Genomic DNA, 19,375 nt, shown 5'->3' on the forward strand with positions numbered 1-19,375 from the left:
AGCGTGCGGGGGCCGATCGGCCGCGATCGGGCAAGTATCCACAGGGGTTCGGGCCCGCCGGGCGATACACTGATGCGACTCATTCCGGCCGCGCCCCGGTGTCCTGGCGCAGCCATCCAGCAGGAGAAAACGCATGCACTACCGCCGCCTGGGCTCGTCCGGGCTGAAGCTGTCGGCCTTGTCCTTCGGGGCCTGGGTCACCTTCGGCGACCAGATCAGCCGTGACGAGGCCCGCAACCTGGTTGCCTGTGCCTGGGACCACGGGATCAACTTCTTCGACAACGCCGAGGGGTATGCGCGCGGCCGCGCCGAGCAGGTGATGGGCGATGTGATCGCCGACCTGCGCCTGCCCCGCGATGGGGTGTGCGTGTCCAGCAAGGTGTTCTTCGGCGCGGTGGACGAGCCCCGGCCGACCCAGCACGGCCTCTCGCGCAAGCACGTGACCGATGCCTGCCACGCCGCGCTCAAGCGCCTGCGAGTGGACTACCTGGACCTGTATTACTGCCACCGGCCGGATCCGGACACCCCGATCGCCGAGACCGTGCTGGCCATGGACGCGCTGATCCGGCAGGGCAAAGTGCTGTACTGGGGTACGTCGGAGTGGTCGGCCGCGCAGATCCAGGAAGCGGTGGACGTGGCGCGCCGCCACCACCTGCACCTGCCGACGATGGAGCAGCCGCAGTACAACCTGCTGCACCGCGAACGGGTGGAGCGCGAGTACGCGCCGCTGTACGCCGACCCGGGGCTGGGCACCACGATCTTCTCGCCGCTGGCCTCGGGGCTGCTGAGCGGCAAGTACAACAGCGGGTTCGATCCGGATTCGCGGCTGGGCCAGGCCCAGATGGGTTGGCTCCGCGAGCTGGTGCTGGGCGATTCGGCCGAGGCCCGGCTGGACAAGGTGCGCGCCTACAGCGCGCTGGCTGCCGAGCTGGGCCAGTCGCCGGCGCAGCTGGCCATCGCTTGGTGCCTGCGCAACCCGAACGTCTCCAGCGTGATCCTCGGCGCCAGCCGGGTCAGCCAGCTGGAGCAGAACCTGGGCGCCCTCGAGGTGCTGGAGCAGGTGGCCGAAACGGACTGGAGCAGGGTGGAGGCGGTCTTCGCGCCCTGACCTGACGGCCGGTAGAGCCACGCCCTGCGTGGCTCTACCGATAGGCAGCATCAATCGATTTCCAAAAATCGATCATTAATTTCATCAATCAACATGAGAATGGTTGTTGATTGTGAACTGAGAATCATTATCATCTAACTCGTCCCTCGCACGAGTCCAGACAATGAACACTCAAGCCGCTGTACTGCTGCGCCCCGAAACGCTGACCCTGCGCGACCGCCCGGTCCGCGCCGTTCCGGCCGAAGAAGTGATCGACAGCGAGGCCCTGCTCAAGGGTCGCCGCGAAATCCTGATCCAGCACGGCGACCGCTTCTATCGTCTGCGCCACACCAGCAACGACAAGCTGATCCTCACCAAGTAACGGCCCGCCTCCCCCACGGGGTGCATTCGCGCGGCCGCGATGCGCTCCCCAGGCCTGCCGCCTTCACTGCTCTCTCCCCCTCGGCACGTCGCCTGCGACCGCTTGGTCCCTGGCGTCTGTCGGGGGTCTCCTTCCGCGTCCAGCCGACCCTGCCCACCCACATGACCCGTCCTACCGCCCTGAGCCTTGCCTTGTGGCTGGCGCTGCCCATGGCCGCCGCCCACGCGGCTGCCCCTGCCACCCCCGATGCCGGTGCCGACGCGCGCGACTTCGACCGCGTGCAGGTCACCGCTACCCGCACCGAACGTGCGCTCAGCGATGTGGCCGCCACCGTTGATGTGATCGACCGCGAGCAGCTGGATGACCACCTTGTGCGCAGCATCAAGGACCTGGTCCGCTACGAGCCGGGCATCTCGGTGACCAGCAGCCCGGCCCGCTTCGGCCTGGGCGGGTTCCGCATCCGCGGGCTGGATGGCAACCGCGTACTGATCCAGACCGACGGCATCGCCATGCCCAAGGCCTTCAGCATCGGCAGCTTCTCCGACGCCAACCGCAACTTCACCGACCTGGAAACGCTCAAGCGGGTCGAGATCGTGCGCGGCCCGGCCAGCGCGCTGTATGGCTCCGATGCACTGGGCGGAGTGGTGGCCTTCGTCACCAAGGACCCGGCCGATTACCTCAAGGACGGTAAAAACAGCTACGTCGGCCTGAAATTCGGCTATGACGGCGAATGGAACGGCCTGCTGGGCAGCGCCACCACCGCCTTTGGCGGCGACCATTGGAGCGGCATGGTGAACGTCAACCATCGCCAGGGCCAGGAAACCGAAAGCATGGGCGATGTGCGCAGCAGCGACCGCACCCGCACCGCCGCCAACCCGCAGGACCGCGATGGCCGCAGCGTGCTCGGCAAGCTGGTCTATGCGCCGAGCGAAGACCAGCGCTTCCGGCTGACGGTGGAAGGCAACGAAGACAGCGTGGACACCGACGTGCTGTCGGCCATCGACCACACCACCACCACCGGCATGCAGGCGCGCGACCACCAGACCCGCGCGCGGGTGTCGTTCGCGCACGAGATGGACAACCTGGCCGCCGGCTTCGCCGACAGCCTGTCCTGGCAGCTGTACCGGCAGGACAGCGAAACCACCCAGCGCACCGATGAGCAGCGCGCCAACCTCAGCACGCGCCACCGTGAATTCAACTTCGACCAGCGCGTGTACGGCCTGCAGGCAGTCTTCCACAAGGCGCTGCAGACCGGCGCGGTCGAGCACGCGCTGACCTATGGTTTCGATGGCACCTGGACCGAAACGCGGCAGAAGCGCGACGGCTACCAGGTCCTGGCCAACGGCCAGACCAGCACCACGATCCTGCCCGATGCGTTCCCCGTGCGCGATTTCCCCATCAGCAGAACCACCGAGCTCGGCCTCTACGTGCAGGACGAAATGCGCTTTGCCGATGGCCGCTTCTCGCTGGTGCCGGGCGTGCGCGTGGACCACTACGAACTGCGCCCGGACGTGGACCCGATCTTCGCCGCCGACAACCCGGGCATGCCGGTCTCGGACCTGACCAAGACCAGCGTGTCGCCGAAGCTGGGCATGGTGTGGCGCTTCGCCGATGACTGGTCGCTGTTCGCCGGCTACGCGCACGGCTTCCGCTCGCCGCCGTACAACGATGTCAACCTGGGCTTCACCAACGTGATGTTCGGTTACACCGCCATTCCCAACCCCGACCTCAAGCCTGAAACCAGTGATGGCCTGGAACTGGGCCTGCGCTATGTCAGCAAGGCCGCGTACGTCAGCCTGAGCGGCTACTACAACGACTACAAGGACTTCATCGAGTCGCAGCGCCAGGTCGGCATCAACCCGCAGGGGCTGATCGTGTTCCAGTCGCAGAACATCGCCGACGCGGAAATCTACGGTGCTGAACTGAAGGCGGGGGTCGAGTTCGGCGAACTCAGCACCGCGCTGGCCGGCTGGTCGTTGAACGGCGCGGTAGCGTGGTCGCGCGGGCAGGACAAGACCGAAGACGTGCCGCTGGAGTCGATCGATCCGCTGCGCGGCACGCTCGGCGTCGCCTTCGACCGAGATGCGTGGGGCGTGGAGCTGCTGGGCACGTTCGCCAGGCGCAAGGACCGCATGGCCAGCGCTACCGCGTTCCGCCCGGCCGGCTATGGGGTGCTGGACCTGGTGGCGCACTGGGACTTCGCCCCCGGCGCCAAGATCAACGTCGGCGTGTTCAACCTCGGCGACCGCACCTACATCGATTACTCCGCGATCACCTCCGCGCTGGCCTCCAGCAGCACGGTGATCGACCGTTACACCAACCCTGGCCGGAACGTCTCGGCCAGCCTTGCCGTGAGCTGGTAGCCATCATGAGCCGAGCCCTTTCCGCACTGCGAACCCCAGACCGGTACCTGCGCCCTGGCCAGCTGCCATCCCCGGAACAGCTGGCGGCACTGGGCACGGTGCTGTGTCTGTACCGCCCCGAAAGCAGCGAGCTGGGCGGCTGGAAACATGCCGTTTCGGCCCATGCCTGCCAGGGCATGGACAGCGAAGGCATCCGCGAAAGCCTGTGTTTCTCCGATGCGCGCGGACGCTGTTGCTGGCGGCTGTACCTGCTGCCCGACAGCGATTTCCTGGCCTGGGACCGCCTGGTATCGGCGTTCCCGGCGCGCCCGGAGCCGGCCAATGAGGGCGGCGTGGCCGAGCGCCTGTGGCGCCGCGTGGCCACGCGTCTGGGGGGTGAACCCTGGCGGATGTGCGCGTTGCGGCTGCATGCCGGCGATGGCCAAGGACTGGCCGCCAGCGTCGCCTCCCTTTCCGCGCTGGGCGCCACCGCCGCGCGCCGGATCGCGCGGGTCGAGGGTGCCGACGGCGAACTGTGGGTCGACGACGCCAACGTGGCCCCGCTCTTCCACCTTTCCTCCTGAAGGCAGCACCATCGATGAACCTGAACCCCGTAGCGACACGCCATGCGTGTCCCACGCAAGCGCCAGGCACCACGCAGGACACGCATGGCGTGTCGCTACGCGGCTGCGCAGGCGTTGCGTGTGTGCTGCTTGCCGCCAGCGGCATCGCCCACGCCCAGCCCTCCGACCTGCAGCGCGACCACGCCAGCATCCTGGCCATGAAGGGCGAGTACATCGTCGATTTCGCCTTCGATGAAACCGTGCTGCTCAAGCCCGGTTATGAGCGCGCGCCGGCTGTGCGCAGCGGCGGCAACGAAGTGGTGATCGTGGTCGAGGACAGCCCGAAGCGGATCGTGCTCCAGCACCTGCTGGTGGACGGCAAGAGCGGCCACGTGACCAAGCATTGGCGGCAGGACTGGGTGTACGAGGCGCCGAACCGGTTCGAGTTCAGCGCCGACCAGACCTGGCAGGTGCGTGCGATCGATCCGGCGGTGAACGCCGGCGCGTGGACCCAGTGCGTGTATGAAGTCAGCGATGCCCCGCGCTACTGCGGCACCGGCCGGTGGGACTACCGCAACGGCGTGGCCACCTGGACCAGCGACCTCAGCTGGCGGCCACTGCCGCGCCGCGAGTACACCCGCCGCAGCGATTACAACGCGCTGGCGGTGGTCAACCGGCACACGCTCACCCCCAACGGCTGGACCCACGAACAGTTCAACACCAAGATCCTGCGCGGCGCCGGCGGCAGCCAGCAGGAGATCGCGCGTGAGTTCGGCTTCAACGATTACAACCGCACCACCGAGGTCGATTTCAAACCGGCCTACGACTACTGGACCGCAACGGCGGACTACTGGGCCAAGGTGCGCGCACGCTGGGACGGTTTCCTCGGCCAGGCGCCGGGCGTACACCTCAAGACCAGGCTGGATGGCATGGCGATGATCATTCCGCTGTTCACCCAGGCGCAGGACCTGCAGGACGGCAAGCAGGTCAAGGACGCGCAGATCGACGCGGTGTTCAGGCAGTGGGTGGAAAAAGCGCCCGAATGACGCTCACTCTTTGAACATCAGGAACGCGGCCACCACGATCAACCCGAACGCGGCGTAATGGTTCCACTTCAACGGCTGGTCCAGGTAGAACGCGGAGAACACCGCGAACACCACCAGCGTGATCACTTCCTGCATGCCCTTCAGCTGAGGGGCCGAGTACACCGCGCTGCCCAGCCGGTTGCCGGGCACCTGCAGGCAGTACTCGAAGAAGGCGATGCCCCAGCTGACCAGGATCACCATCATCAGTGGGGCGCTCTTGTACTTGAGGTGGCCGTACCAGGCGAAGGTCATGAAGATGTTGCTGCCCAGCAGCAGCAACACGGGGTAGAGGTAAGCGGTGAACGACGTGCCGGGCATCGCGGGCATTCTCAGGGGGCAGGGGCGGGCAGCATACCTAGCGCCGACCCCTGCCGGTGTCATCAATCGCGTTCATGCCTCGCGAAGGGCCAGCGCCGGCGGGGTGTGCAGGATCCGTCGGGTGCCCCACCAGCCGGCCAGCATGCTCAGCGCCACGCCCAGTGCGCCTCCGGCCAGCAGCGGGCCCCACGGCGGGCTGAGCTGCAGTTCGAATACCTGGCGGGCCACGACGCTGCCCAGCAGTGCCGCCGTGCCCACCGCCAGCAGCGAAGACAGCAGACCCAGCGCGCCGAATTCCACCAGCACCGCGCCGCGCAGCTGGGTGCGGGTGGCGCCCAGCGTGCGCAGCACCGCGCTGTCGTAACGGCGTTCACCGGCGGTGGCCTGCAACGCGGCCAGCAATACCAGCACTCCGGCCAGCAGGCTGAAGCCCATCACCAGCTGCACGGCCTGGCTGACCCGGTCCACCACCTCGCGCACCCGCTGCAGGATGCTGTCGATATCCAGCAGTGAGATGTTCGGGTACTGGCGGGTCAGCCCGGCCAGTGCCGGGGCCTGTTCGCGCGGCAGGTGGAAGGCGGTGATCAGGTTGTACGGCGCATCGCCCACCGCCCCCTCATTGAGCAGCAGGAAGAAATTGACCCGGAACGAATCCCAGTCGGCCTTGCGGATGCTGGTCACGGTGAAGCGCCGTTCCTGCTCGCCCATCTGCAGGGTAACCGTGTCGCCCAGCTTCATCCCGTAGCGTTCGGCCCAGCCCTGTTCGATCGAAGCTTCGGCAGCGGTGCTCCCTGCGGCCCAGTACGTGCCGCTCAACAGGGTATTGGCCGGCGGGAAATCATGCCGCCAGGAGAAGTTGACCGGGCGGTTGGCATCGTCATCGTCGTTGTTGTTGTCCTCGCGTTCCTGCCGCTGCGGTGGCCTGTCGTTGACGGCCAGCAGCCGGCCGGTGCTGAACGGCTCGATCCCGGGCGAATCCACGCCCAGGCCATCCAGCGCGGCCAGCACCGCCTGGCGCTGTTCGGGCTGGATATTCATCAGGAAATAGTTCGGGGTATCGCTGGGCAGGCGGTCGCGCCACTGCGCCAACAGCCCCGGGCCGATCACCGACAGCAGCAACAGGGCGCACAGCGACAGCGAGAGTCCCACCAGCTGCATCACCGCCAGTCCGCGGCGGCGGGTCAGGGCGGCGAGGCCCAGCTTCCAGCGCCCGCGCAGGCGCGGCTGCAGCCCACGCAGCAGCCACAGCAGGGTGGCCCCGGCCGCACCTGCAAGCAACGCCAGCGCGGCCAGCCCGCCCAGCACCCAGGCGGCCAGCCGCACATCGCCTGTGGCCTGCACGGTGAGTGCCACGGTGGCCGCCAGCGCGGCGGCATACACCAGCAGGGAACTGGGCGGCAGGGTAGCGAAGCTGCGGTTGAGTACGCGCATCGGCGGCACCTTGCGCAGCCGCAACAGCGGCGGCAGGCCGAAACCCAGCAGCAGCACCAGCCCGATCCCCGCCCCGCTCAGCGCCGGGGTGGCCTGCGGCAACGGCAGCCGGCCCGGAATCAACCCGCCCAGCGCCTGCACCAGCCCGGCCTGCGCGGCCATGCCCAGCCCGATCCCGACCAGGCAGGCCGGGATGGCCAGCAGCACCAGCTGCAGCGCCATGGCGGTGAGGATGTCGCGATTGCGCGCGCCCAGGCAGCGCAGCACCGCCACCTGGTCGATCCGGCGCAGCGCGAAGCGGTTGGCGGCCAGCGCGGTGGCCACGCCCGCCAGCAGCACCGCCAGCAGCGCGGCCAGCGACAGGAAGCGGCCGGCCAGGTCGAACGCGCCGCGCACGCCACGCTGGGCATCGGCAATGCCGACAATGCGCAGGCCTTTGGCGCGCGGCTGCAGCCAGCCGCGGAAATCGGCAATGGCCTCGGTACTGCCGGCGAACATCATCCGGTACGACGCGCGGCTGCCCGGGCCAAGCAGGCCGGCACGGTCCACGTCGATGCGGTTGACCAGCAGCGGCGGCGACAGCTGCATCAGCTCGCCGGAGGTATCCGGTTCGGCCTGCAGCACGCGGGTCACGGTGAGCGTGCCGGCGCCGAATTCGAGGGCGTCGCCCACCTTCAGCCCCAGCGCCTGCATCAGGCGCGGGTCGGCATAGGCCTCGCCTGCCGCCGGGGTGCCGGCCACTTCGCCGGCGCCGCCCGGGGCGCGGCTGACCCGCAGTTCGCCGCGCAGCGGATAACCGTCGCTGACCGCCTTGATGTTGGCCATCTGGCTTTCATCGCCGTGGAACAGCACGCTGGGGAAGCTGACCATGCGCGTGCTGGCCAGCCCACGCGCGCGTGCCTCGTCGGCGAAGGCCTGTGGCACGTCCTCGCGGCCGCCCAGCCCGAGGTCGCCACCGAGCATTTCCGCCGCGCTGCTGGTCAGCGCCAACGTGACCCGGTTGACCAGCGTGCCCACCGCCGTCATCACCGCCACGCCCAGCACCAGCGCGGCGAACACGGTCAGCAGGTCGCCGGCGAGGAATTCCCGGCGCAGCGCACGCCCGGCATGGCGTAGTACGTTCATGCGGTGATTCCGGCGGCATCGACCAGGCGGCCGCCGTCGAGCCGGTAGATGCGCTCGCAGCGCTGGGCCAGGCGCAGGTCATGGGTCACCAGCACCAGCGTGGTATCGCTGGTGGCGTTGAGCGCGAACAGCAGGTCGCTGATCTGCTGCCCGGTGGCCTGGTCCAGGCTGCCGGTGGGCTCATCGGCAAACAGGATGCGCGGCCGTGCCACGAACGCACGCGCCAGCGCCACGCGCTGCTGCTCGCCGCCGGACAGTTGGCGCGGGTAATGGCGGGCGCGGTGGGTCAGCCCGACCTGCGCCAGCACCTCGCGCACCCGCGCCGCATCCTCGCGCCCGGCCAGTTCCAGCGGCAACGCGATGTTTTCTTCAGCGGTCAGCGCCGGCAGCAGGTGGAAGCTCTGGAACACGAAGCCGACCTCGCGCGCGCGCAGCTGCGCACGGGCTTCCTCATCCAGCGCGCCGAGCGTGGCCCCGGCCAGGGCGATGTCGCCGCGGCTGGGCAGGTCGAGTCCGGCCAGCAGCCCGAGCAGGGTGGTCTTGCCCGAACCGGACGCGCCGACGATGGCGACGCTCTCGCCTTCATGGACGGTCATGTCAATGTTGTCCAGTATGTGGACTTCACCCTCCGGGCCACGTGCGGACTTGCCCACGTTGTGGGCGGCGATGGCGACGGGCGCGCTGCGGGGGGACAGGCTGTCGATGAGGATTCTCCAATGTACCGAGCAAAATGGGCGGGCCGGGCGGCCCAGGTGTTCTTGCTGCTGGCAGGGTTGCTGCTGCTGCCTGCGCTGGCATGTGCCAAAGGTGCCAATACCCGGCACGCGGTGCTGGTGGTCGGCGACAGCCTCAGTGCCGCCCACAATATCCCGGCCGCATCGGGGTGGGTGAACCTGCTTCAGCAGCGGGTTAGCCAGCAGATCACGCCGCCGCCGACGATCATCAATGCCAGCATCAGCGGCGAAACCACGGCCGGCGCACTGAGCCGGCTGCCGGCGCTGCTGGAGAAGCATCGGCCGTCGGTGGTGGTGATCGAACTGGGCGGCAATGACGCGCTGCGCGGGCTGAGCCCGGCGCAGCTGCGCGGCAATCTGGAAAAGATGATCGTGGCCAGCCAGAAGGCCGGCGCCAAGGTGCTGCTGCTGGGCATCGATGTACCGCCCAACTACGGCCCGGCCTATCGCGACCGCCTGCGCCAGGTGTATGCGGGCCTGGCCAGCCAGTACAAGGTGGCACTGCTGCCGTTCCTGCTGGAGGGCGTGGCCCTGCAGCCCGGGCTGATGCAGGGCGACGGGCTGCACCCCACCGCCAAGGCCCAGCCGAAGGTGCTGGACAACGTCTGGCCGCTGCTCAAACCCCTGATGAACGCCCCGTCGAACTGATCCGTGAGCGGCTTCACATCGCCTCCACCGACGATCCGGCATGTTTCACAAAGCTGAAGAAAGAGGGACTCCCATGCGTCAGACAAAGGAAACCTCCGGCCTGGTGCTGGTGGTCGAAGACAACCGCAATATCTCCGAGATGATCGGGGAATACCTGGAAGGCCGCGGGTTCGAAGTGGACTACGCCCAGGACGGGCTGGACGGTTATCGTCTGGCGGCTGAAAACAGTTACGACGTGGTGGTGCTGGACCTGATGCTGCCCCGTCTGGACGGCATCGAAGTCTGCCGCCGGCTGCGCAACGATGCGCGCAAGTCGACGCCGGTGCTGATGTTGACCGCGCGCGATACGCTCGACGACAAGCTCACCGGCCTGGGCTTCGGCGCCGATGATTACCTGACCAAGCCGTTTGCGATCCAGGAGCTGGAAGCCCGCCTGCGCGCGCTGATCCGGCGCGAACGCCGCCAGGTGGGATCGGAAGTGCTCAAGGTCGCCGACCTGGTGCTGGACCCGGTCAGCATGCGCGCCACGCGTGCGGGCACCGAGCTGCAGCTGTCGCCCATCGGCCTGCGCCTGCTCACCATCCTGATGCGCGAATCGCCGCGCGTGGTGACCCGCCAGGAAATCGAGCGCGAGATCTGGGGCAACGGGCTGCCGGATTCGGACACGCTGCGCAGCCATCTGTACAACCTGCGCAAGATCATCGACAAGCCGTTCGACCGTCCGCTGCTGCACACCGTGCAGAGCGCCGGCTACCGTATTGCCGATATCGCCCAGCCGATGAGCTGATGCGCCACAGCGCAGGGCGCACGATGGTGGGGGCTTGCGGCCCCGATGTACACGATGCCCCGGCACTTGCCGGGGCATCGCCGTTGCTTGCACGATGGAATAACGGCGCGCTTTCCTATAATCGCGGCGACTCGACCTGGACTTCGTAATGCCGCACGGTCTGCCGCGCAAGATCCGCATTGTCTTCATCCTGCAGGCCGTACTGGCCAGCCTGGGCATCCTGCTGGGCGCGTGGCTGGTCTCGCTGGTGATCAAGCACAGCCTGGTCAGCAGCGCGCTGCAGGAAGAAGCGACATATTTCTGGGACCTGCACGCGGCCTCGCCCGCGCAGCCGCCGCCGAACACGCGCAACATCCGCGGTTACCTGCTGGAGGCCGGGCAATCGGCGCTGAGCCTGCCGCCCAACCTGCGCACGCTGGCGCCTGGCTTCCACGAGTTGAAGGCAGACGACCAGCTGGTGCTGGTCGATGCGCGCCCGGAAGGGCAGCTGTACCTGGTGTTCCTGCGTTCGCGCGCGGAGATGCTGGCGTTCTGGTTCGGCATCGTGCCGGTGCTGTTGACGCTGCTGGCGGTGTATGGCGCGTCGTGGATCACCTACCGGGCGTCGAAGCGACTGGTCTCGCCGGTGAACTGGCTGGCGCGGCGGGTGTCGCGCTGGAACCCGGGCCATCCGGAGGCATCGGACCTGGCACCGGACAAGCTGCCGGCGGACATGCAGGGCGAAACGCGGCAGCTGGCGGCGGCCCTGCATTCGCTGGCCACGCGGGTCACCGCGCACGTGGCACGCGAACGCAACTTCACCCGCGATGCGAGCCATGAACTGCGCACGCCGCTGACCGTGATCCGGGTGGCCAGCGACATGGCGCTGGGCGACCAGGACATGACGCCGCGGCTGCGCCGCGGCCTGCACCGCATCCAGCGCGCGGGGCGCGACATGGAGGCGGTGATCGATGCGTTCCTGATCCTGGCGCGCGAGGCGGACGTGGAGCCGCAGATCGAACTGTTCGACGTCAACGAGATCGTGCGCTACGAAGTGGACAACGCGCGCGAGCTGATCGCGGGCCGGCCGGTGGAGATCCACCTGCATAGCGAGGCACCGGTGCACCTGCACGCGCCACCGCGGGTACTGCAGGTGGTGGTCAGCAACCTGCTGCGCAATGCCTGCAGCTACACCGACGAAGGCCGTATCGACGTGGACGTGCTGGACGACCGGGTGGTGGTGCGCGACACCGGCATCGGCATGTCGGCCGAAGCGCTGTCGCGCGCGTTCGAGCCGTTCTACCGCGCCGAACCCAGCCGCCCGCAGGGTACCGGCCTGGGCCTGTCGATCGTGCGCCGCCTGTGCGACCGCTTCGGCTGGAAGATCGCCCTGACCAGCGAACCCGGGGTCGGCACCCAGGCCACGATCATCTATCGCTGACGCGTAAAAGCGCAGAGCAACGGCGTTTCCATTGCCCGCGTGCAGGTGAGCGGCGGGGGTGGGCCCGCGGGGGGCGCCGTGAACCCATCCTTGGGGGCTTGGTCGCCGCATCCATGCGGCTCACACCCCCGCAAACCCACGCCCGCCACTCCCCTCGATGGTGTGCGAGCGCGGTAGGGTCGGTTCCCAAACGACTGCCGACTCTGCTGATCGGCCCTTTAACGCATGACCTCAAAACAACGTGCGCTGTTACCGCTTTACCGTTGCACCACACTGCACCTTGCTTGCCAATGCCTTCCGCCAGATCGCATACCCCTCCGGCGTCATATGCAGCATGTCTTCGCGGAACAACGCGGCACGCGGCTGCCCATCCGTGCCCAGCATCGGGGTGTAGATGTCGGTGTAACCGGTGTTGGGCAGCTTCGCCAGCGCCTGCTGGATCAATCCATTGGCTTCCTGCACCGCCGGCAGCAGCTGCGCGCGCGACGGGCTGGGCTTGATCGAGATGACTTCCACGGTGGTCTTCGGCAGGTCGCGGTGCACGCGCTGCACGAACGCCACCACGTCGTCGCGGACCTGGGTCGGCGTGCGGCCGCTGTTGAGGTCGTTGTCGCCGGCGTAGAAGAACACCTTGCACGGCGCGTACGGAATCACGATCTGGTCGGCGTACCAGGTACTGTCGCGCACTTCGGAGCCGCCGAAGCCGCGGTTGAAGACGTCCTGGCCGGGGAAGTCGGCCGCCAGGGTGTCCCACATCCGGATCGAGGAACTGCCGATGAACTCGATGCCGCCGCGCGGGGGCGGGGTGGCGGCGTCGGCCTTGGCGAAGGCGGCCATGTCGCCGGCCCAGGCCACGTTGGAGACCTGTTCGGGGACCTGCGGCGGGGCCGGCACCGGGGCGGGCTTGAGGGCCAGGGCGGGCAGGCTGGCGGTCAGCGCCAGGGCGAGCAGCAGCGGGCGGGCGAAACGCTGGGACATGAACGACTCCTTTGATGCGTGGGGTCATTCTAGGCCGGGTGGGCCGGCCAACGCCCGGCACGGCCGGGTGGCGCCGCCACCCTTGTGGCAAAATGGGGGATTGTCCACCGCTTCCCGCGCTGCCCATGACCCCTTGTCGTGCCCCGCACCTGCCGTCCTGCCTTGTTTTCCGCCGTGGGGTGACCCTGCGTGGCTGATGAAACCGGGCACATGCCGCGCGGCCCCAAGCGCATCTTCAAGGCGGCGGTGTGGTCCTGGCAGGGCCTGCGGGCGGCCTGGCTGCACGAGTCGTCGTTCCGCCTGGAGGTCTACCTGCTGGTCGTGCTGGCACCGCTGGCGCTGTGGCTGGGGCAGACCCCGGTCGAGCGCGCGCTGATGATCGGTTCGATGCTGCTGGTACTGGCCATGGAGCTGGCCAATTCGGCGATTGAAGCGGTGATCGAGCGTTACGGCGCCGAATTCCACGAGCTGGCCGGCCGCGCCAAGGACATGGGCTCGGCGGCGGTGTTCGTGCTGATGATGAATGTTCTGCTGTGCTGGGGCCTGGTCCTGGCGCCGCGCGTGCTCTGACGCGCCCCCCTTTCTTCCCCTTAGTAAGGATCCAGGTCCATGTTGCTTGAACTGCTGTCCGACCCGAACGTCTGGTTGACCCTGTTGACCCTGAGCGCACTGGAAATCGTGCTCGGCATCGACAACCTGGTGTTCATTTCCATTGCCGTGAGCAAGCTGCCGGAATCGCGTCGTCCGTTCGCGCGCAAGCTGGGCATCGCGGTGGCGTGCATCACCCGCATCCTGCTGCTGGTGTCGCTGGCCTACCTGGCGCACATGCAGGCCAATCTGTTCACCGTGGCCGGCATGGGCATCTCCATCCGCGACCTGGTGCTGATCCTCGGCGGCCTGTTCCTGATCATCAAGGGCGGCATGGAAATCCGCGAGCTGATCACCGGCGGCGAAGACGAAGATCCCACCACCACCAAGGCCTCGGCCGTGTTCGGCATGGTGATCGCGCAGATCGCCATCATCGACATCGTGTTCTCGCTGGATTCGGTGATCACCGCTGTCGGCATCGCCGACCACGTGCCGGTGATGGTCGCGGCGATCCTGCTGTCGGTGGCGGTCATGCTGCTGGCGGCCAACCCGCTGGGCCGCTTCATCGACGCCAACCCGACCGTGAAGATGCTGGCCCTGGCCTTCATCCTGCTGATCGGTGCGGTGCTGATCCTGGACGGCCTGGACGTGCACGTGCCCAAGCCCTACATCTATGCCGCCATGGGCTTCTCGGTGCTGGTGGAGTGGCTGAACCTGCTGATGCGCCGCCGCGCGGTGGCCCACCACGTGCCGGGTGCCGGCAATTGGTGAAACCGACCTGCGGTCGGTTTCACCCGTACCGACCAACGGTCGGTACTTACCGGTGGGACCCGGATCCACCGGCAATGGCTGCGCGGACCCACCCGGCAGGTGACGACCGTTGGTCGTCACCCCCGGACACCCTAACGGGGAATTAACCCCTATTCATGCCATTCTCCGGCCGCGTCCACCCCCGATCCGGAGCCGGCCATGCGTATCTCTCCCCGACTGATCCTGCTGGCCCTGCTGGCCAGCCTGTTGTCAGGTTGTGGCTACAACTCGATCCAGCAGAAGGATGAGCAGGTCAAGGCCGGCTGGGCCGAGGTGCTCAACCAGTACAAGCGCCGCGCCGATCTGATTCCCAACTTGGTGCAGACCGTGGAAGGCTATGCCAACCAGGAGCGCCAGGTGCTCACTGACGTGACCAATGCCCGCGCGCGGGTGGGCCAGGTCAACGTGAATGCCGACGACGCCGAGTCGCTCAAGCAGTTCCAGCAGGCGCAGGGCGAGCTCAGTGGCGCACTGTCGCGGCTGCTGGTGGTGACCGAGAACTACCCGAACCTGAAATCCGACCAGGGCTTCCGCGATCTGCAGGCGCAGCTGGAAGGCACCGAGAACCGGATCACCGTGGCGCGCGGCCGCTACATCCAGCAGGTGCAGGACTACAACACCTACGTCCGCTCGTTCCCGCAGCTGATCACCGCCAAGCTGTTCGGCTACAAGGAAAAGCCGAACTTCACGGTGGAGAACGAAGCGCAGATCTCGCAGCCGCCGGCGGTGAAGTTCGGTGCGCAGCCCGCGGCCCCGGCGCCCGCGCCGCCACCGCAGCAGGCTCCGGCACCGGCCCAGTAAGCCGGTGAACATCCCGCTGCTGCTGCGCGCGTGGTTGCTGCTGTGCCTGTGCGTGGCCGTGCCGGCCTGGGCGCAGGCCGACGCGGCGATTCCGCCGATGACCTCGCCGGTGGTGGACACCACCGGCACCCTGGATGCCGCCCAGAAACAGGCGCTGGAGGCCCAGGCGCTGGCGTTGCAGCAGCGCAAGGGCAGCCAGCTGCAGATCCTGATGGTGCCCAGCACCCAGCCGGAAACCATCGAGCAGTACACCCAGCGGGTGTTCGAGCAGTGGAAGATCGGCCGCAGCGGCGTGGACGATGGCGTGCTGCTGGTGGTGGCCAAGGATGACCGCCGGGTGCGGATCGAGCCCGGCTACGGGCTGGAGGGCGCCATTCCCGATGCCATCGCCAACCGGGTGATCCAGGAATACCTGGCCCCGCACTTCCGCAGCGGCGACTACGCCGGCGGGCTGGTCGACGGCAGCGCTGCATTGGTGAAGCTGATCGACGGTGAGGAGCTGCCGGCGCCGGTGAGTGCCCACCGTGAACCGCGTGGCAGTGGCGGCGATGGCTTCACGCTGGCGCTGGTGATCGGCTTCTTCGTGGGCACCTTCGCCCGCGCCCTGCTGGGCTGGCTGCCGCGCCCGGTGCGCGCGCTGCTGGGCGGTGGCGGCGCAGCGGTGGCCGCCTTCCTGTTCACTTCGCTGTGGCTGGCCAGTGGCCTGGCCGGGCTGATCGGCCTGTTCGTGGGCTTCTCCTCCGGCCGGGTCGGCCGCTTCGCCCGCAACAGCGGCTGGGGCGGCGGTGGCTTTGGCGGCGGCGGAGGCTGGGGTGGTGGAGGCGGTGGCTTCGGCGGTGGCGGTGGCGGCTGGGGCGGTGGGGGTGGGCGATCCGGAGGCGGTGGCGCCTCGGGAGGATGGTGATGCGCATCTGGCGCCATCTGTTCGCACCTTCGCTTCAGCGGACCTTCCCGCCAGACGCGCTGCAGGCCATCACGGATGCCATTGCCGGCGGCGAGCGCCGCCACGGCGGCCAGGTCATGTTCGCGGTGGAAGCGGATCTGCCAATGAGCGCGCTGTGGCAGGGGGTTACGCCCCGGCAGCGGGCCGAGCATGCCTTTGCCCAGCTGCGCACCTGGGATACCGAGAACAACAACGGCGTGCTGGTCTACCTGCTGCTGGCCGACCACGCCATCGAGCTGGTGGCCGACCGCGGCCTGCGCGGCAGGGTGGGCGAAGCGCAGTGGCAGGCGGTGTGCGCGCACATGCAGCAGCAGTTGCGCGAGGGCGCCCTGCAGGACGCGGTGCTGCTGGCCATTGCCGAGGTATCGGACATACTGGCGGGGCACTATCCGCCCGGCAGCGGGTCCAAGGATGACGCCCTGCCCAATACCCCGCAGTTCCTTGGTTGAGGTACGGCGGCGCTGGCCCGAGAATAGCCGCTTACCTGCAAGGCATTGCCCATGATCTATCTCCACGACATCGACCCCATCGCCATCTCGCTTGGGCCGGTCAAGGTGCACTGGTACGGCATCATGTACCTGCTCGGCTTCACTGCGGCCTGGTGGCTGGGGCGGCGGCGCATCGCGGCGGGGCGGCTGCCGGGCGTGGATGCCAACGGCTTCTCGGACCTGCTGTTCTACGCCATGCTCGGCGTGGTGGTGGGTGGCCGCGTGGGGTACATGCTGTTCTACGCGCTGGGCGATTTCCTGCACAACCCGCTGCTGCTGTTCAAGGTGTGGGATGGCGGCATGAGCTTCCACGGCGGCCTGCTGGGCGTGCTGTTCGCCTCGTGGTACTGGTCGCGCAAGCACCGCCTGCACCTGGGCGACACCATCGACTTCATGGCGCCGCTGGTACCGCTGGGCCTGGGCTTCGGCCGCATCGGCAACTTCATCGGCGCCGAGCTGTGGGGCAAGTACACCGACGGCACCTGGGGCGTGGTGTTTCCCTCCGGCCTGCCGTCGCCGCTGAACCAGCTGGACATGCCGGCGCTGCGCGAGCAGTTTGCAACCGGCGCACTCAATCCGTTCGCCCGTCACCCCTCGCAGTTGTACGAAGCGCTGCTGGAAGGGCTGGTGATGTTCGTGGTGCTGTGGGCGGTGTCGGCCACGCCGCGCCACCGTTATCTGGTCTCGGGCCTGTTCGCGCTGATGTATGGCGTGTTCCGCTTCGCGGTGGAATTCGTGCGCATGCCCGACAACGGCGTGTACCTGGCCTTTGACTGGTTCACCCGCGGCCAGCTGCTGAGCCTGCCGCTGGTGGTGCTGGGCCTGGTGCTGCTGGCCCTGTCGCGCCGCGCGCCGGTGCTGCAGCCGGTGCTGCCGGTCACCCCCGCCACGGCTGGGAGCAAGGCATGAAAGCCTACCTGGACCTGCTCGAGCATGTGCTCGAACACGGCACGGAAAAATCGGACCGCACCGGCACCGGCACGCGCAGCGTGTTCGGCTGGCAGATGCGCTTCAACCTCAACGACGGTTTCCCGTTGGTCACCACCAAGAAACTGCACCTGCGCTCGATCATCCACGAGCTGCTGTGGTTCCTGAAGGGCGACACCAACATCGGCTACCTGAAGGACAACCAGGTGCGGATCTGGGACGAGTGGGCCGACGAGAACGGCGACCTCGGCCCGGTCTACGGCAAGCAGTGGCGCAGCTGGGCCACCGCCGACGGCGGCAGCATCGACCAGATGCAGTGGCTGGTGGACGAGATCAAACGCAACCCGGATTCGCGCCGGCTGGTGGTGAGCGCCTGGAACGTGGGCGAGCTCTCGCAGATGGCGTTGATGCCCTGCCACAACCTGTTCCAGTTCTACGTGGTGGACGGCAAGCTGAGCTGCCAGCTGTACCAGCGCAGCGGCGACATCTTCCTGGGCGTGCCGTTCAACATTGCCAGCTACGCACTGCTGACCCACATGGTGGCGCAGGCCACCGGGCTGGGCGTGGGCGATTTCGTGCATACGCTGGGCGACGCGCACCTGTATTCCAATCATTACGAACAGGCCCGCGAGCAGCTCGCGCGCGAACCGCGCGCGCTGCCCACGCTGTGGCTGAATCCGGACGTGACCGATCTGTTCGGCTTCCAGTTCGATGACATCCGCATCGACGGCTACCACCCGCACCCGGCGATCAAGGCGCCGGTGGCGGTATGAGGCGGGCGCGTCGGGTCGCCCTGCTGATGCTGCTGCTGTCGCCGGCACTTGCACAGGCCGCAGCCGATTCCCCCGGGAACCTGGCCGCACAGGTCAATGCGCAGATCGTGCTGCGCCAGGTCAACAACAATGTTGCGATGATGGCGGACGGGTTGGGTGCGGGTTTCCTGCCGGGCGATCTGCCGGCCGCATGCGAGCCGGCAACGCGCGCGGCGGTGGCCAGCATGTCGACGGCGCTGGTGCGCTTCATGCAGGAAACATTCAACGACCCTGCCTACCAGCGCGGCTTCGAGCAACTGCTCGGCAGTGCCTGGACGGCGCAGCAGCTGCAGGCCTTCCTGGACCGAAGCGGGGAGGAGGAGCTCGGCGTGCTGAACGCCGAGGTGATGTCGGCCCCCGGCCTGCAGGCAGCACAGGAGGCGCACATGGCCCGGCTCACCCAAGCGGCCGACAGCATGATGGACGCCGACCCGGGCCTGCAGAAGGCACTGGCCGAAGTGAACAGCGCGCAGCAGCACTGCGACGCGGCGCGGATGGAACCGGAGGCCGGCACGTGAAGCTGTCCCTTGTTGCGGCACTCGACCACGACCACGGCATCGGCCATGCCAACCAGCTGCCCTGGCAGCTGCCGGACGACCTCAAGCGATTCAAGGCGCTGACGATCGGCAAGCCGATCCTGATGGGCCGCAAGACCGCGCAGTCGCTGGGCCGCGCGTTGCCGGGCCGCCCGAACCTGGTCCTGACCCGCTCGGGCCAGGTACCGTTCGAGGGCATGCAGGCGGTGGCAACCATCGACGAAGCCCTGCAGTTCGCGGCCGCTGCCGGCGCAGACGAACTGTGCGTGATCGGCGGCGGCGAAATCTACCGCCTCGCCATGGCGCAGGCCACCGACCTGCACCTGACCTGGGTGGATACCCGCGTCCAGGCCGACACCCATTTCCCGCCGGTCGACCCGCAACGGTGGGTTGAAACAGCGCGTGAGCATCATGCCGTTGATGCGCGACATGCATTTGCGTTCGATTTCGTGGATTACGCGCGGAAGGCGTAAAGCCAGCAGCAACAGCAACAGCAACAGCCTTCGCCTGCGAGGGTCTCTGGCTTGGCTGGCGCCGGTGGGTTTGCGGGAGACGCCGTGAACCCATCCA

21 protein-coding genes are annotated in these 19,375 nt (G+C 67.9%); 17 read left to right on the top strand and 4 right to left on the bottom strand.

Annotated elements, in window-relative coordinates; translation table 11 throughout:
- Positions 1 to 133: 133 nt before the first annotated feature.
- From AC06E7_RS14080 to AC06E7_RS14100, 5 genes are all read left to right on the top strand, one after another.
- Positions 134 to 1,108 (top strand): potassium channel beta subunit family protein, encoded by a 975-nt coding sequence (locus AC06E7_RS14080; RefSeq protein ID WP_426805620.1) that lies wholly within the window; start codon positions 134 to 136, stop codon positions 1,106 to 1,108.
- 163 nt (positions 1,109 to 1,271) lie between these two features.
- Complete coding sequence (gene hemP, locus AC06E7_RS14085) at positions 1,272 to 1,469, top strand: hemin uptake protein HemP (RefSeq protein WP_068849295.1); 198 nt, start codon at positions 1,272 to 1,274, stop codon at positions 1,467 to 1,469.
- Between the two features lie 161 nt (positions 1,470 to 1,630).
- The gene (locus tag AC06E7_RS14090) at positions 1,631 to 3,832 is read left to right on the top strand and encodes a TonB-dependent hemoglobin/transferrin/lactoferrin family receptor (protein WP_478065113.1); all 2,202 of its coding nucleotides are present in this window, start codon (positions 1,631 to 1,633) and stop codon (positions 3,830 to 3,832) included.
- A gap of 5 nt (positions 3,833 to 3,837) precedes the next feature.
- Positions 3,838 to 4,395, top strand: coding sequence for a Hemin transport protein (locus AC06E7_RS14095; RefSeq protein WP_478065114.1), 558 nt, complete (start codon positions 3,838 to 3,840; stop codon positions 4,393 to 4,395).
- A gap of 122 nt (positions 4,396 to 4,517) precedes the next feature.
- Complete coding sequence (locus tag AC06E7_RS14100) at positions 4,518 to 5,420, top strand: DUF6607 family protein (RefSeq protein WP_478065115.1); 903 nt, start codon at positions 4,518 to 4,520, stop codon at positions 5,418 to 5,420.
- Between the two features lie 3 nt (positions 5,421 to 5,423).
- On the opposite strand, the gene AC06E7_RS14105 is transcribed toward AC06E7_RS14100, so the two are convergent.
- The 3 genes from AC06E7_RS14105 to AC06E7_RS14115 form a co-directional block, all read right to left on the bottom strand.
- On the bottom strand, positions 5,424 to 5,777 hold the full coding sequence (locus AC06E7_RS14105) for a DMT family protein (protein ID WP_068849300.1): 354 nt from the start codon (positions 5,775 to 5,777) through the stop codon (positions 5,424 to 5,426).
- 72 nt (positions 5,778 to 5,849) lie between these two features.
- Positions 5,850 to 8,333 carry an ABC transporter permease gene (locus AC06E7_RS14110; protein ID WP_478065116.1) on the bottom strand — a complete coding sequence of 828 codons (2,484 nt, stop codon included), beginning with the start codon at positions 8,331 to 8,333 and terminating at the stop codon, positions 5,850 to 5,852.
- Entirely contained in the window at positions 8,330 to 8,929 is a 600-nt protein-coding gene (locus AC06E7_RS14115; protein ID WP_093536045.1) for an ABC transporter ATP-binding protein, read from the bottom strand. The genes AC06E7_RS14110 and AC06E7_RS14115 overlap by 4 nt, the downstream gene beginning before the upstream one ends.
- Positions 8,930 to 9,049: 120 nt before the next feature.
- On the opposite strand from AC06E7_RS14115, the gene AC06E7_RS14120 reads away from it, so the two are divergent.
- The 3 genes from AC06E7_RS14120 to AC06E7_RS14130 all read left to right on the top strand — a co-directional run bounded on the left by AC06E7_RS14120 (position 9,050) and on the right by AC06E7_RS14130 (position 11,922).
- Positions 9,050 to 9,715 (top strand): arylesterase, encoded by a 666-nt coding sequence (locus AC06E7_RS14120; protein ID WP_478065117.1) that lies wholly within the window; start codon positions 9,050 to 9,052, stop codon positions 9,713 to 9,715.
- 73 nt (positions 9,716 to 9,788) lie between these two features.
- The gene (locus AC06E7_RS14125; RefSeq protein ID WP_019182442.1) at positions 9,789 to 10,502 is read left to right on the top strand and encodes a response regulator transcription factor; all 714 of its coding nucleotides are present in this window, start codon (positions 9,789 to 9,791) and stop codon (positions 10,500 to 10,502) included.
- A gap of 148 nt (positions 10,503 to 10,650) precedes the next feature.
- Positions 10,651 to 11,922, top strand: coding sequence for a sensor histidine kinase (locus tag AC06E7_RS14130; RefSeq protein WP_068849308.1), 1,272 nt, complete (start codon positions 10,651 to 10,653; stop codon positions 11,920 to 11,922).
- Positions 11,923 to 12,171: 249 nt separating this feature from the next.
- On the opposite strand, the gene AC06E7_RS14135 is transcribed toward AC06E7_RS14130, so the two are convergent.
- Complete coding sequence (locus tag AC06E7_RS14135) at positions 12,172 to 12,900, bottom strand: SGNH/GDSL hydrolase family protein (RefSeq protein WP_478065118.1); 729 nt, start codon at positions 12,898 to 12,900, stop codon at positions 12,172 to 12,174.
- A gap of 189 nt (positions 12,901 to 13,089) precedes the next feature.
- On the opposite strand from AC06E7_RS14135, the gene AC06E7_RS14140 reads away from it, so the two are divergent.
- The 9 genes from AC06E7_RS14140 to AC06E7_RS14180 all read left to right on the top strand — a co-directional run bounded on the left by AC06E7_RS14140 (position 13,090) and on the right by AC06E7_RS14180 (position 19,278).
- Complete coding sequence (locus AC06E7_RS14140; RefSeq protein WP_068849312.1) at positions 13,090 to 13,470, top strand: diacylglycerol kinase; 381 nt, start codon at positions 13,090 to 13,092, stop codon at positions 13,468 to 13,470.
- A gap of 39 nt (positions 13,471 to 13,509) precedes the next feature.
- Positions 13,510 to 14,259: a TerC family protein gene (locus AC06E7_RS14145; protein WP_068849314.1), complete on the top strand. Its 750-nt coding sequence runs from the start codon at positions 13,510 to 13,512 to the stop codon at positions 14,257 to 14,259.
- Positions 14,260 to 14,457: 198 nt separating this feature from the next.
- Positions 14,458 to 15,099, top strand: coding sequence for a LemA family protein (locus AC06E7_RS14150; protein ID WP_068854548.1), 642 nt, complete (start codon positions 14,458 to 14,460; stop codon positions 15,097 to 15,099).
- 10 nt (positions 15,100 to 15,109) lie between these two features.
- Complete coding sequence (locus tag AC06E7_RS14155; protein ID WP_478065122.1) at positions 15,110 to 16,003, top strand: TPM domain-containing protein; 894 nt, start codon at positions 15,110 to 15,112, stop codon at positions 16,001 to 16,003.
- A complete protein-coding gene (locus AC06E7_RS14160) occupies positions 16,003 to 16,491 on the top strand; it encodes a TPM domain-containing protein (protein WP_478065119.1) in 489 nt (162 codons plus the stop codon). The genes AC06E7_RS14155 and AC06E7_RS14160 overlap by 1 nt, the downstream gene beginning before the upstream one ends.
- A 51-nt stretch (positions 16,492 to 16,542) precedes the next feature.
- Positions 16,543 to 17,439 (top strand): prolipoprotein diacylglyceryl transferase, encoded by an 897-nt coding sequence (lgt, locus tag AC06E7_RS14165; RefSeq protein ID WP_320459118.1) that lies wholly within the window; start codon positions 16,543 to 16,545, stop codon positions 17,437 to 17,439.
- Positions 17,436 to 18,230: a thymidylate synthase gene (locus AC06E7_RS14170; RefSeq protein ID WP_093532936.1), complete on the top strand. Its 795-nt coding sequence runs from the start codon at positions 17,436 to 17,438 to the stop codon at positions 18,228 to 18,230. The genes lgt and AC06E7_RS14170 overlap by 4 nt, the downstream gene beginning before the upstream one ends.
- Positions 18,227 to 18,787, top strand: a complete 561-nt coding sequence (locus tag AC06E7_RS14175; protein WP_320459117.1) for a hypothetical protein — start codon at positions 18,227 to 18,229, stop codon at positions 18,785 to 18,787. Before AC06E7_RS14170 ends, AC06E7_RS14175 begins: the two co-directional genes overlap by 4 nt.
- Positions 18,784 to 19,278: a dihydrofolate reductase gene (locus AC06E7_RS14180; protein WP_478065120.1), complete on the top strand. Its 495-nt coding sequence runs from the start codon at positions 18,784 to 18,786 to the stop codon at positions 19,276 to 19,278. Before AC06E7_RS14175 ends, AC06E7_RS14180 begins: the two co-directional genes overlap by 4 nt.
- Positions 19,279 to 19,375 lie beyond the last annotated feature (97 nt).

Source organism: Stenotrophomonas sp. Steno-Z4 (genome assembly GCF_056393145.1).